We start from the raw sequence: 12773 nt of genomic DNA on the forward strand, positions 1-12773 counted from the left end.
CCCGACGGGCCCGGCCCTTCCGCTATCCGGTCCAGTGGTGACGGGCGAGTTCGGCGAGGGTGGTGAGGACGGTGCTGGGCAGGCGGTCCTTGTGGCGCAGGTAGTGGATGCCCAGGACGGGTTTGCTGGTCCAGGGCAGGGGTGCCACCTCGCCGCGGGCGAGTTCGTCGGCGACGGCGGCCGCGGGGAGCAGGGCGACGCCCAGACCTGCCGCGGCGCAGCGTTTGAGTGCTTCCACGCTGACGAATTCCATGGTGGTGGGGTGGATGGCCGCGCGGCCCAGCTCGCGTTCCATGACATCGCGTTGGGCGCAGCCGTGCTCCATGAGGAGCAGGGTTTCGCCGGCGAGATCGGCGGTGTCGACGTGGCGGCGGTGGAGGAGCGGGTGGCCCGGGTGGGCGATCAGTCGCAGGGACTGCCGGGCGAGGAGTTCGGTGGTGGCCATGGGGGCGGTGATGTGTTCTTCGAGGAGGAATCCGGCGTCGAGGGCTCCTTCGTTCAGGGAAGTGAGCAGGGTGTTCCTGCCGGCGGGGCCGAAGGCCACACGGAGGTGGGGGAAGTGGTCCATCAGCGCCCGGAGGAGGGGTGGCAGGAGGTGGGCGCACAGGCTTTCGGGGGCGGCGATGCGCAGGGTGCCGCGGACGGCGCGGGGGTCGCCACTGGCACCTTGGACGGCTTGGCGGGCTTGTTCCGCCTGATGGGCGAGTTGCCGTGCGTGGGGCAGCAGTTCGCCGCCGGCGTGGGTCAGGGTGATGCGCCGTCCCAGGCGCTCGAAGAGTGCGGCGCCCAGGTCCTGCTCGAGGGCTTTGATGTGTGCGGTGACGCTCGACTGGACGTAACCCAGGTCGTGGGCGGCGCGGGTGAAGCTCATGTGACGGGCGACGGCCAGGAACGTCGTGACGTGCTTCAGCTCCATTCATTCATCGCATTCCGTGACGGTTTGGATCGGAGATGTCCGTTGGACCCGATGGGTCGGGGCGGCATACACCTTGGGTCATGGCCCTCTTCACCTTCCCGCGCCGGACCGGCCCGGCACAACGGCGCTCCCCCACCGGACTGGCGGGGCGGGACTTTCTCCTGCTGCTCGCCGCCACGCTGGGGACCTTCTCCAATTACGCGCCGCTGCTGTCCGTGGTCTCCCTGTGGTCGGCCGAGGGTGGCTCCGGGCACGGCGGGGTGGGTGCGGCCACCGGAGTGACCATGGCCACCACGGTGGGCATCCAGCTGGTGATGAGCCGACTGCTGCGCCGGTACGGGTTGCGGCGGATCCTGGCCGCCGGGGCGCTGTTGATGGGCCTGCCCACCTTCGCCTATCCGGTCTCCTCCGGTCTGGAGTGGGTCCTTGCCGTCTCGGCGGTGCGGGGCGTGGGCTTCGGCATGGTCGCGGTGGCCGGCAGCGCCTTGGTGGCCGAGCTGGTGCCGCCGGCCAACGTGGCCGGGCGGTGGGCCGGTACGGGGCGGCGGTGGGTCTGCCGCACGTCGTCTGTCTGCCGGCGGGGGTGTGGTGTGCCCAGGAGTTCGGCTTCACCGCGGTCTTCGTCGTCACCGGAGCCGCGAGCGTGCTGGCGGCTCCGCTGGCCGGGATGATGTCGAGTCGGCGGGTGGAGCACCCGCACGAGAAGGCGGGCGCGGAGGCGTCGTCCGGACGAGGGCGTCCCCGTACCCCGGGTCCCGGGCAGGGCGGCACGAGCCGCCCTTCGGGGGGTCTGCGCCCGCTGGCCGGGCCGTGGGCGATGCTCATCGTCTCCGCCTGTGCCCTGGGCGGGATGACCTCCTTCCTCCCGCTCGCCCTGAAGGGGGACGCGGCCGCCCCGACCGCGCTGTTCGTGCTGTCGGCGGCGGTGATCGTGGGCCGCTGGGCAGCCGGGTCGTTCCACGACCGCGCCGGGTCGGGGCGGCTGCTCGTACCCGGGGTGCTGGCCTGCGCCTTCGGTACGGCGGGGGTTGCCGGTGCGGCCGCCGGCCTGCCCGCCCCCGCCGTGCTGGCCTCGGTGGCGGCGGGGCTGTACGGGCTCGGGTTCGGTGCCCTGCAGAACGACACCCTGGTGATGATGTTCCACCGGGCGGGTCCGCGGGGGCATGGCAGGGCCAGCACGGCGTGGAACATGGCCTACGACGCGGGCACCGGCATCGGCGCCGTGGTCTCCCAAGTGGTGGGCGTGGACGGTGCCTTCGCGGTGGCGGCCGTCCTGATCGGGCTCGTCGGGCCGATCGCCCGGCACGAGCGCGTCCACGAGACCGCCCAGCGGGGTGCCGCGACCTGGACGGGTGAGACCTGTTGAACGGCGGGAGCCGTCAGTGGCGTGAGGTGGTCCTGGTGCTGGTCTTGCGGTAGCCGAACGGGCCGGGAAGGTCCACCGAGGTCGTCCTGCGGCCGGTGGAGGAGTAGGTGCGCTTGGTGTCGCCCTTTCCGACCGTGACGGAAACGGACTTGCGGTTGATGTTGAGCCGGACGCCGGGAAGTATGCGGAAGCTCTTGCGGAAGGTGACGGGCACGACAACTCCTTTCCTCGCTCCTTCGCGTTCCCCGCGTTCACGCCGCTACGCGGTCCGGTCTCCTGGAGACGCTTCGGGAACAGGAGGGTGACGGCCTCGTCACGCCCCTCCTGCCACCCTTCACGGGAAGAATGCGCCGTGGGAGGGGGCTCGTCCGATGCCACCGCCGAAGGCTCTCGCGCTGCGGCCAAGGACGTCGGAGAAGGTCCCCGCCGCGGCTGCCCCGGCTGCCCCGGCTCAGGAGCGGCCGGACGTACGCGACCCGGCACGGCCCCAGTTCCCCGCGTCCAACGCGGCGGTGTCGGCGGCTTTGGCCGGTACCGGACGCGGGCCGGGATCGCTTCCGCCGCTGGCCAAGGCGCCGCCCACCGGGCAGGACATGGTCGGCAATGGTGCGGTCGCGGCGGCCCGCCGTGCGGAGCCCGCCGACAGGCAACCGCCCGCGGCCGAACCGGCCCCGGCACCGGCACCGGCGGAACCGGCTGTGGCGGAGGCTGCTGCGGCGCCCGGTGGTGGTGGCCCGGAGGTGACGGCGCGTCCCGGCCCGGACGCGGATCCGAAGTTCGGGGCGCTGAAGAAGGACGTGGAGCGCAAAAAGCGCTCGGTAGCGACCTCGCACCCGCCCCCGAAGACGGAAGCGACGGCGGCGCAGGACGCGGCCCAGCCGCCCAAGGACGACGAAGAGGCGCAGGGCAAGACCGCCAACGCCGAGAAGATGAACGACGCCAAGCCGAAGGAGTTCGACAAGGACGCGTTCATCAAGGCGGTCGAGAAGGCGATCGCCGAGAAGGCGCCAAAGAACCTCGACGAGGCGGACAAGTTCGCCGACTCCGGCAAGGCCGACGAGGTGAAGGCCGAGGTGCACGGCAAGGTCGGCGAGGGCAAGACGGATTCGGCCGAGCAGATCGCCACGACGACCGCCGCTCCCCCGGACACCTCGGCGGCCGTGCCCAAGAAGGTCGTACCGATGACCCCGGACCGGCCGCCCGGGACCCCGGGCACGCCGAATCCGGCGAACGCCGTACCGGACAAGTTGCCCGAGTCGGCCACCGACTTGTCCGCCGGCCCCGCGCGGGTCGACCGGCAGATGGCGGATGCCCAGGTCACCGAGACGCAGTTGAAGAAGTCCAACGAGCCCACCTTCAAGAACGCCCTGGGCGAGAAGAAGGCCGCCGAACAGCACTCCGAGGTGGCCCCTGGCCGGATGCGCGGGCACGAGAAGAAGGAGCTGCGTGCCGCCACCGCACAGGCCCAGCGGCTCGGCGCCGCCGCTATGGGCGCAATCGGCGCCCAGCGGGTGCGGACCGGGCAGCAGGTCGGCGCGGGCAAGACCGGGGCCAAGGGGCGGGACGAGGAGAAGCGGGCCCAGGTCACGGCGATCCTGCAGGGCGTCTTCGACACCATGAAGAAGGAAGTCGAGGCGATCCTCGACGGCCTCGACAAGCTCGTCGACGAGCAGTTCAGCAGGGAAGAGAAGGCGGCGCGGGACGCGTTCACCGCCGAGCACAAGCGGAAAATGGAGGAGTACAAGGACCGGCGGTACTCGGGCTGGACAGGCAAGGCGCGCTGGGTCCGGGACCTGTTCGCCGGGCTGCCCGCCGAGGCCGACAAGATCTTCGAGGAGGCCCGCGACAACTACGTCCGCCGGATGCGGCAGGTCATCTCCGATGTCGCCGACACCATCGGCGGCGAGCTGAACCGGGCGAAGCGCCGCATCGCCCAGGGCCGCACCGAAATGCAGGCCGCCGTGCGCAAGCTCCCGGCCGACCTGCGGTCCATCGGGCAGCAGGCGGCCGCCGAGTTCTCCGACAAGTTCGACGAACTCACCCAGTCCGTGGACGACAAGGGCACCCAACTCGTCGACACGCTGGCCACCAAGTACACCGACGCGCTCAAGTCCGTCGACGACGAGATCGCCGCGGAGAAGGAGAAGAACAAGGGCCTCGTGGCCAAGGCCGTGGACGCGGTCAAGTCCGTCATCAACACCATTCTGGAGCTGAAGCGGCTCCTGCTGTCGGTCCTGGCCAAGGCCGCGTCGGCGGTCATGCTGATCCTCAAGGACCCGATCGGCTTCCTGCGCAACCTGGTCTCGGCCGTCGGCGCCGGCCTCAAGCAATTCCTGGCGAACATCGGCCGCCACCTGCAACAGGGCATCATGTCCTGGCTGCTCGGCAAGACGGCCGAGGCGGGCCTCGAACTCCCGTCGAAGTTCGACGCGCAGGGTGTGCTGAAGATGCTCGCCTCCGTGCTCGGCCTGACCTGGCAGAACGTCCGCGCCCGGATCGTCCGCAAGGTCCCCAAGATGGAACCGGCCGTCGCGGCGGCCGAAACCGCGATCCCGCTGGTCTCGGAGGTCCGCAAGCGGGGCGTCGCGGGGATGTGGGAGGACCTCAAGACGCGCGTGGGCGACCTGAAGAAGGACCTCCTCGACAAGGTCATCGCCTATGTGACGCCCACGATCATCCAGGCCGGGATCATGTGGGTGCTCTCGCTGCTCAACCCCGCGTCAGCGTTTGTGCGAGCGGTGAAGCTGATCATCGACATCGTGCGCTTCATCGTCACCCAGGCGCGCCAGATCTTCGAGTTCGTGAACGCCGTTCTGGACGCGGCCATCGCGATCGCGAAAGGCGGCAGCGGCGGCGTCCCGGGCCTCATCGAACGCGCCCTGGCCCGCTCCATCCCGGTCCTGCTGGGCGTCCTGGCCGCGATCCTGGGCGTGGGCGGCATCGCCGCCAAGGTCAAGCAGATCGTCCAAGCGATGTCCAAGCCGGTGAACCGGGCGATCGACTGGGTGATCGACAAGATCGTGGGCCTGGTGAAGAAGCTCTGGGCCAAGATCAAGTCGAAGTTCGAGAAGAAGAAGCCCAAGCCGAAACCGAAGCGCCGCCCGGACCGGAAGCGCCCGGGCAGGCCGCCCCGACGGAGGCGCCCGGACCAGCGGCGACGTCCGGACCGGCGGAGGCCGAAACGGAAGGACAGGCGCGACCCGAGGAAGAAGCGCCCCGACAAACGGTCCGAGGCGGACAAGCAGCGCGCTCTGGACGCCGCCCTCCGTGAGGCGACGGCGCTCATCACGGCCGAGTCGGCAACAGTCAGGTCCGTACGGCGCGGACTCCCAGCAATCAAGAAACGTCACGGACTGACCGGGATCAAGCTAGTACGGGAGACGAAGGAAAAGTACTACATCGATCTGGCGATCAATCCACGCGCCAAGACGCGGCCCGAGGACCTCGGGGAGAAGTTCCCCTACAAGATCGAGACGATCCCCGATGCCGGGTCGGTCAAGACCACCAGGCTCTCGCGGGTGATCAAGAACCTGCGCAAGATCAACATCCCGATGAGAGGAAAAGACCCCACGACCGGCTTCGTCGTCAATATGGCGGCGACGCCCGGCGAGATCACCTCGAACGTGGCGTCGCGGTACATCGACGAGGCGTGGAAGGACTCCGAGGGGAGAAGCGCGGAAGCCATGGCGCTGACGCGGACCGCGGTCGTCATCGGCATCAACACCTTCGAACGGCTCGACCCGAAGAGCGCCAGGGGCGGCGGAAAGGCCGACATCATGGCCGCCTTCGACCGCATCCGTCCGAAGGCCGGGCAGCTCCTGGGAGTGTTCGGATTCCTGTGGACCCCCCGTTGGACACACATCGTCGACAAGCGTGAGGTCGCCCTCGCGGAAGTGCGGCACGCTTATTCACAGCTATCGCACGCCGACCAGCAGACCGCCCTGGCGGCCAACGAGTCGGGCTGGCGCGACGGCAAGCTGCCCTACGGAGCCTTCCGTGAGGAGGTGCTCGGCCACACCTTCACCCAGCAGGCCGTGAGCATCCTCAAGGACACCAACACACAGGTCCACATCGTCAGCCAGGACGCCGACACTGGCGTCGCGGCCATCAGCGGCATGGGGGTCCTCCGAGCGTACACGCAGGTGCTCGCCTCCATGGAGCGGCACCCGCTGCTCGTCATCGGCGGCTACCACTTCGGAGGCTTCAAGTGGGGCGAGCACGACGACCCCCACATGCAGCAGATGACGCTCCTGTCCAACGAGCTCGACCGGGCCATCCGCGAGGCCATCGCCAACCGGTTCCCGGAGATGCTCTATCCGACCGAGCCGAACATGCTCATCAAGGCGTGGGACAACGAGCAGGCCGACGGCATCTTCCAACGGGCCCGGGCCGATGGCCTGACCGCCGTCCAGGAAAAGCTCTACGGGCTCCGCGGGGCCGAGGGCCGCTTCCTGCGCATCCGGCTGATGGAGCTGTTCGGTCACGAGTTCAAGGTGGCCTACGCCCCGGAGGCGAGCACCACCACCAGCCCGCTGCCGGAGAACGAGGACCGGGGCCTCGCCGTACGGCCGACCACTGTGGAACTGGCCGAGATGGGCAAGAAGCGGAAGAAGGGCGGCGAGCTCGCGGACATCCGCGTCAGCCATCGCGCGTACGCGGCCATCCTCCAGTCGCAGTCGTACGCCAGCGCGCAAACCCTCAGCCGGGAGTTCCTCTACGGCATCCCCGCGGTCAGCGGAAACAGGTGGCTCCAGCGCAAGCTGCAGGAGAAGGTCTTCGTCCACATCGAGAACGTCATCATGCTCATGAGCGACAACCCTCGGCTGACCGAGCGGAGCGGAAGCGTCCAGGCCGAGCTGCGCCAACTCGAAGCGAGCGTCATTAACCTCGTCGGCATGGCGGAAAGGCGCCGCGACCCGGGTGCCAGGCAGGCCCTGGAGAAGGCGCACACCATCACTCAGGAGATCGTGACGGCACTGACCGCCCCTCAACTCGCGGACTTCTGGACGAGACTGCGCACGGTGCTCGATGAGATCATGAGGGCCGCGTCGTCGAGGAACCAGGGAGAGCCGCGATGACCCCGGAGGCCGTGGACCGGTTGCGGATCGAGGCGTCGCGCGACGACTACGCGTCCATGGCGCGGCTGGCGCGTGCGCTGTACGAGAACGGGGCGGGTCCGCGTGAGGTGCTGCGCGAATGCTACGGCGTCCCGTTTCCCGAGGAGGTCTTCGCTGTCGTCGACGCCGGGCTGTGGTCCCTGGACCTGCTGGCGGATTTCACCAACCAGCCCTGGGAGCTGGCCGTTCCGCCCCGTCTCGGAGGCCCGGTGGAGGTGCCCGACGCCATGGCCGCAGTCGAGTCGCTCCTCCTGGCCCGCGACCCCGACCTGCTGCCGCTCCTGGAGATTCCCGCGGCCCACCCCGGCGAGGGTCGCCGTATCGTGTGCTACCGGTTGGAGGAACTCCGGGCGGGTCGTCCCACGGTCTTCTGCCTGACCGCGGAAGCCTATCCCGGCACGGGGGTGCGTGAGGATGAGGCGGTGCGCTGCGGCGATTCCATGCTCGCGGTCCTGTACGACGAACACGCCGCTTCCCTCCGCTCCCTGGAGGAGGAGTGGAACAGCCCGTGGAACGTGGGCGCGGGCTCGGTCGCGGGGAGCGAGGTCGAGCAGGCCCGCGCCTCACTGGCGCGGGTCGAGGAACTGTGGCGGACGGCGGAGGGGCGTCAGGGCGCCTGAACGCCCCGGATCGTGATCGGCGGCACGACCATCGGCACCGGTGCGGCAGGACTCGTCCGGCTCGCGACTCCGGCCACCGCCGCGTTGCCCACCTGGTTCTGCTCCATCACGAGGAAACCTTCGAAGGGGGGCAGCGGTTTGGCCGGGACCTCCGGCACCGGCGCCGGAGCCGGCACCTGGCGGGTGGCCGTCGCGGTCTCCGGGGTTCGGGCCGGGGGGACCGGGGCTATCAGGCGGTGGAGGGAGAGCGGGGGTTCGGTGGGCAGCATCGGTGTCACCCCGGGGTTCCGTCGTCGAGCAGGTGGGCGTGCGGGCCGAGTTCGGTCGGGCGGAGCAGGCGGGCCTCGCGCTGGAATTGGCGGGCCACGCCGCGGACGATGTGGCGCATTCCGATGGTAGCGCTGTCGGCGTCCGCCGCGGCGAGGGCGGCGGTGCGGGCCGCCGCGGCGATGCCCGCGCCGGTCATGTCGAGGCGGGCCAGGGCGTCCAGGTCCACGTCGGGGGCGAGGGGGGCCTCTTCGGGGAAGGCTACGCGCCACAGCCGGCGGCGTTCGGGCGCGGACGGGCGGGGGAAGTGGACGACGAAGTGGAAGCGGCGGGTGAAGGCCGGGTCGATGTTGTCCTTGAGGTTGCTGGTGAGGATCACCAGGCCGTCGCTGGCCTCCAGGCGTTGCAGGAGGTAGCCGACCTCCAGGTTGGCGTACCGGTCGGTGCCGTGCTTGACCTCGCCGCGTTTGCCGAACAGGGCGTCGGCCTCGTCGAAGAGGAGGACCGCGTGGCTCTCCTCGGCCTGCCGGAACGCGGTCTCCATGTTCTTCTCCGTCTCCCCCACCCATTTGGAGACGACCTGGGCGAGGTCCACCTTGAGCAGTTCCAGGCCCAGCATGCCGGTGACGATCTCGGCGGACATGGTCTTGCCGGTGCCGGGCTCTCCGGTGAAGAGGGCCTTGACCCCGCCGTGGCCCGAGCGGCGGGCGAAGCCCCAGCTCTCGGCGATCCGGGGCCAGGCGCGGAAGGCGGAGGCGATCTCCAGGATCTGGCGGAACTGGACGTCGGGCAGGACCAGGTCGTCGACGGTGCGGCGGGGCACGATGGAGTGGACGGCGCTGCCGCTGCGGCCGCGGGTGACGGTGGCGATGGCGGGTTCGACGTGGTCGGCGACCGGCTCCGGGCGACCGTTGCCGGCCAGGCGCGCCCCGGCGTCGGCGACCGAGGCCACGGCGCGCAGTTCGCCGCCGCTCATCCGGTAGCGCACGGCGAGGTCTTCGAGGAGGGTGCCGTTCAGATCCGGGAGGGCGGCCGACCACATGGCGCGGCGGTCGGTGAATCCGGGTACGGGGACGGTGAGTTCGGCGTACGCGCGGGCCGCGAGCAGGCCGGCCGGGCGCCAGGGTTTCAGGCCGGTCAGGCACACCGGTACGCGGGAGCGCAGTAGCGCGGCGGAGATCGCGTCGGCGTGGGGACGCCGCTGCTCGCCGTGCAGGTCGTCGGTGGGGATCCACAGCACCGCGCCCAGCGCGGCGGCCGTCCGCAGGTCGGCCTCGGGGTCGGCGGTCAGGGTCCGCAGCGGTGCTCCCGCGGCTTGGGCCAGCGCCTGGACTGCGTCGAGCTGGCCGTCGGGCGGGCAGCCCCACAGCCCGGCCAGGTCGATGTCCCCCGCGGCGAGGGCGCGGCCGAGGCGGGTGAGTTCGTCCGACGAGAGGTACGGGGAGAGCACGCGGGGTTCCGGCGGGGCGACCTCGCCGGGATCGTGGCCCAGCAGGCCGACGTCGCCGCCCCAGCCCAGCAGGAAGTCCAGCACCCCGGGGCCGAGGATCAGTTCCTGGGACAGTTCGACCGCGGACTCGCCGTGCGCGTGCAGCAGGCCGTAGCGGCGCAGCGGCGCGGCCGGGCCGAGGGCGCGGCGGAGGGCGAGGCGGGCCGCCGCGCCACCCGCATTTTCCTCGACCCCCTCGTCTCTCAACGCGCCCACCGTCACCAGCAGTTCGACGCTCGGCAGGCGCCTGTTCAGGTTGTCCACGATGTAGGCGTAGATCCGCTCGTAGCCGCGGTCCAGTTCGGGCGCCGCGACCAGCAGCAGCGCGTCCTGCTCCGCGCGGGTCAGGCCGAACCGGGTGGCGAGGGCGTCCAGGGGCAGGGTCTTCCCTTCGGCGGAGGCGCGTCGTCTCAGGCCCTGTTCGGCTTCCGACTCCCCGCGGCGGGGGACGTGCGGCTCGGCCATGGTGTCGGTGAAGGCGTGCACCTCGCCGAGGAGAACGTCGACCTGTTCGTCGGTGACGCAGTACGGGGTGAGATCCGGCCTGGTGAGCCGGGCCGCGAGCTGCGCCTGCCGCTCGACGGCGGCGCGCAGGGCCCGGTGGGTGTCGGCCAGCCGGATCCGCAGGTGTTCCACCGCTGGTTCGCCCATGTGTCTCACCCGGCCGAGAAGGTCAGGGTCCGGCCGCCCAGCCAGACCACGTCGGGCACGTCGGCGAGCAGGCCGCCGCGCAGGAGGTCCGCGTGGCGCCGTCCCATCGGTACGCGGACCCGGACGGCCGCGGGCTCGAACCGCACCGTGGCCTCCAGGTCGGCGAAGCGGTGCAGGGCCAGGAGCGGATCCGGTGTCTCGCGGTCGCGCCAGAGCGTCCAGGCGACCGTGGACAGGCCGAGCGCGGCGGCCAGGGTGACGGTGTGCTCCAGGCCGCCGTCCGGCGCGAGCGGTACCGCCCGGCGCTCGGTGACCAGGGCGGTGACCATGGCCGCGAATCGTTCGGCGTGGGTGGGGAGTTCGGCGGCCGAGCGCGGGTCCGGGGTTGTCCCCGTGGCGGCCCACAGGGGTGTGCGCCAGGGCAGCCGCGTCGCCGGGTCGCCGCGCAGAGGGCGTACGCCGGTGAGGAACGGAACCCCAGCCGAGGCGAGGTCGCGCAGCGTGCCCGGGGGCAGGGGGCCGTCACAGAGCAGTACGGTCGGCCGCCCGCACGCCTGCCAGTACGGCAGCAGCCCGGCGGCGTCCGCGGCCCACGCGATGGGGAACATGCCCTGGGCGTCGACGAGGAGGAGCGCGTCGTCCGCGCCGGTGATCAGGAGCGGGTCGGCGGGGTCGTGGCCGCGGCACACCGACAGCGCGAGGACGCCGTCGAGGACCGGGAGCGCGGGGCGCACCTGGCGGGCGAAGGCGGTCAGGTGCTCCTCGGCGACGGGTGGGTGGAGGCCCGCGAAGGCGGCCGCGGCCTCGGCGTCCCGTTCGGTGCGGCGCCAGCCCCGCGCGGTGGAGCCCAGCACCTTGTACGCGAGGGCCGCCGCGAACAGCGGTGCGTCGTCGGCGAGTTCCAGACCTGCCAGGGCGGGACCGATGGCGTCGAGGTAGCCGATGCGTGCCAGAGGCCCGGCGAGCAGGAAGGGCAGCGCGGACCACACCCGTACCTCGCCGGTGGTGCGAGGGGCCATCGCGGTGGCGCCCGGGGCCAGAGGCGGCGGCGCCACGGCGATGGCGGGCGGTTCCTGGGCGGGCGGGCCGAGCGGGTCGGTCAGGGTCCGGGCGAGACGGACCGCCTCCTCGGGGTTCGCGGACGCTACGTAAGCGGCGAGCGTCCGGGGCAGGTCGGCGGCGTCGCTGCCCGCGACCGCGGTACGCAACGGCTCGGGCAGCGCCTCGGCGGGCCGGGTGACCAGTGCTCGCCCGACCAGTTCGGCGAGCAGCCGGGCGGCCGTCGTGTCGTCGGCGCCGAGGAGGGCGGGCAGATACGCCCGTACGGACTCGTCCGGCAGCAGCGCGAGCAGCGCGTCCAGTTCGCCGCGCTCGGCGAGTTCGGCGAAGAGCGCTGCAGCGCTCGGGGCGGTCCACGGTTCGGGCGGCGCCGCGAAGGAGTCCTCGAACGACATGGCGTCCGTGTCGGGCTCGGCGTCGGGTGCGTCGGCGGGTATCTCCACCATCGGTACGGGTGCGAAGTGGACCTCGACGGGTGGTCCACCGTTCGTGGCCTGCTGAAGCGTTCCGTTACGGCCCGGCCTGACGGTGACGATCAGCGGTTCGGTGATCTCCACATCCGGCCCGTCGGCCGCCAGCCGTTCGGCGAAGTGGTCCGCCAGCAGCTCCGGGAGGGAATCCACCACGCGGCGGACCAGGCCGCGTGGATCGGGGCCCCAGCTCCACCCACCGCGCCGGACGACCGTCACGGTGCACCGGTGCACCGTGATGTCGCCGGACTCGCCGGTCCCGCCGATGGCCGGCGCGGTGGGGGCGCTCATGTCACCTTCTCCGTCCCCAGGTGGCCCGACCAGCCCGCCGCGAGCACCAGCACACCGTGCTCGCTGCCCGCGGTGAGGGTCACCGGCAGCTTCACCTGGGCCTGCTGGGCCGGGATCTCCCCGGTCAGCACATGGGTGTCCTGCTCGTCGGAGATCAGGGCCACCACGGGGGTGATGCGGTTCGCCGGGACCTGCACCTTGATGGTGATCCCGTCCTTGGCCAGCGCGACATCGTCGTCCCACTCCGCCAGGCGCACCAGCTCAGGTTTGGGTTTGTCCTCGGACGTCAGCTCGACGCCGAAGGCCAACGCATCGGCGAGGGCACCGGGTTCGTCGTCCACGGCCGCCACGCCGAGCTTTCCGGCGCTCAGCGGCAGGGTCGCGATGCTGCCGTCGCTCAGGGCGACGCGCAACGGCAGCGCGCGTCCGACGAGTGCGGCCACGTCGGCCGGGGCGTCGGCGCCGGTGTGGGCCAGGGCGCCCACGACGTGGCCGGTGCCGATCGCGTACACCACGTGAAGAGTCAT

The 12773-nt window shown here is 71.4% G+C and carries 8 protein-coding genes and 1 pseudogene; 3 read left to right on the plus strand and 6 right to left on the minus strand.

Going from position 1 to position 12773, the window contains the following annotated elements:
• Nucleotides 1-22: 22 nt before the first annotated feature.
• Nucleotides 23-916, minus strand: coding sequence for a LysR family transcriptional regulator (locus tag ACH4SI_RS22640; protein WP_398298290.1), 894 nt, complete (start codon nucleotides 914-916; stop codon nucleotides 23-25).
• 80 nt (nucleotides 917-996) lie between these two features.
• Here ACH4SI_RS22640 and ACH4SI_RS22645 point away from each other — a divergent pair.
• Nucleotides 997-2282, plus strand: a pseudogene (locus ACH4SI_RS22645) (MFS transporter).
• Nucleotides 2283-2295: 13 nt separating this feature from the next.
• Here ACH4SI_RS22645 and ACH4SI_RS22650 read toward each other — a convergent pair.
• Complete coding sequence (locus tag ACH4SI_RS22650; RefSeq protein WP_398298292.1) at nucleotides 2296-2496, minus strand: DUF4236 domain-containing protein; 201 nt, start codon at nucleotides 2494-2496, stop codon at nucleotides 2296-2298.
• A 157-nt stretch (nucleotides 2497-2653) separates the two neighbouring features.
• Here ACH4SI_RS22650 and ACH4SI_RS22655 point away from each other — a divergent pair, with 157 nt between their 5' ends.
• A complete protein-coding gene (locus ACH4SI_RS22655; RefSeq protein WP_398298294.1) occupies nucleotides 2654-7360 on the plus strand; it encodes a hypothetical protein in 4707 nt (1568 codons plus the stop codon).
• A complete protein-coding gene (locus ACH4SI_RS22660; RefSeq protein WP_398298296.1) occupies nucleotides 7357-8019 on the plus strand; it encodes a hypothetical protein in 663 nt (220 codons plus the stop codon). Before ACH4SI_RS22655 ends, ACH4SI_RS22660 begins: the two co-directional genes overlap by 4 nt.
• On the opposite strand, the gene ACH4SI_RS22665 is transcribed toward ACH4SI_RS22660, so the two are convergent.
• From ACH4SI_RS22665 to ACH4SI_RS22680, 4 genes are read right to left on the minus strand one after another with little or no spacing between them, the layout of a single operon-like run.
• Complete coding sequence (locus ACH4SI_RS22665; RefSeq protein WP_398298298.1) at nucleotides 8007-8288, minus strand: hypothetical protein; 282 nt, start codon at nucleotides 8286-8288, stop codon at nucleotides 8007-8009. The genes ACH4SI_RS22660 and ACH4SI_RS22665 overlap by 13 nt on opposite strands.
• Before the next feature lie 5 nt (nucleotides 8289-8293).
• The gene (locus ACH4SI_RS22670) at nucleotides 8294-10426 is read right to left on the minus strand and encodes an ATP-binding protein (protein WP_398298300.1); all 2133 of its coding nucleotides are present in this window, start codon (nucleotides 10424-10426) and stop codon (nucleotides 8294-8296) included.
• Between the two features lie 5 nt (nucleotides 10427-10431).
• Nucleotides 10432-12246, minus strand: a complete 1815-nt coding sequence (locus ACH4SI_RS22675; protein WP_398298302.1) for a hypothetical protein — start codon at nucleotides 12244-12246, stop codon at nucleotides 10432-10434.
• Complete coding sequence (locus ACH4SI_RS22680; RefSeq protein WP_398298304.1) at nucleotides 12243-12773, minus strand: hypothetical protein; 531 nt, start codon at nucleotides 12771-12773, stop codon at nucleotides 12243-12245. The genes ACH4SI_RS22675 and ACH4SI_RS22680 overlap by 4 nt, the downstream gene beginning before the upstream one ends.

The organism is Streptomyces sp. NPDC021212, from assembly GCF_044332925.1.
Lineage (GTDB): Bacteria > Actinomycetota > Actinomycetes > Streptomycetales > Streptomycetaceae > Streptomyces.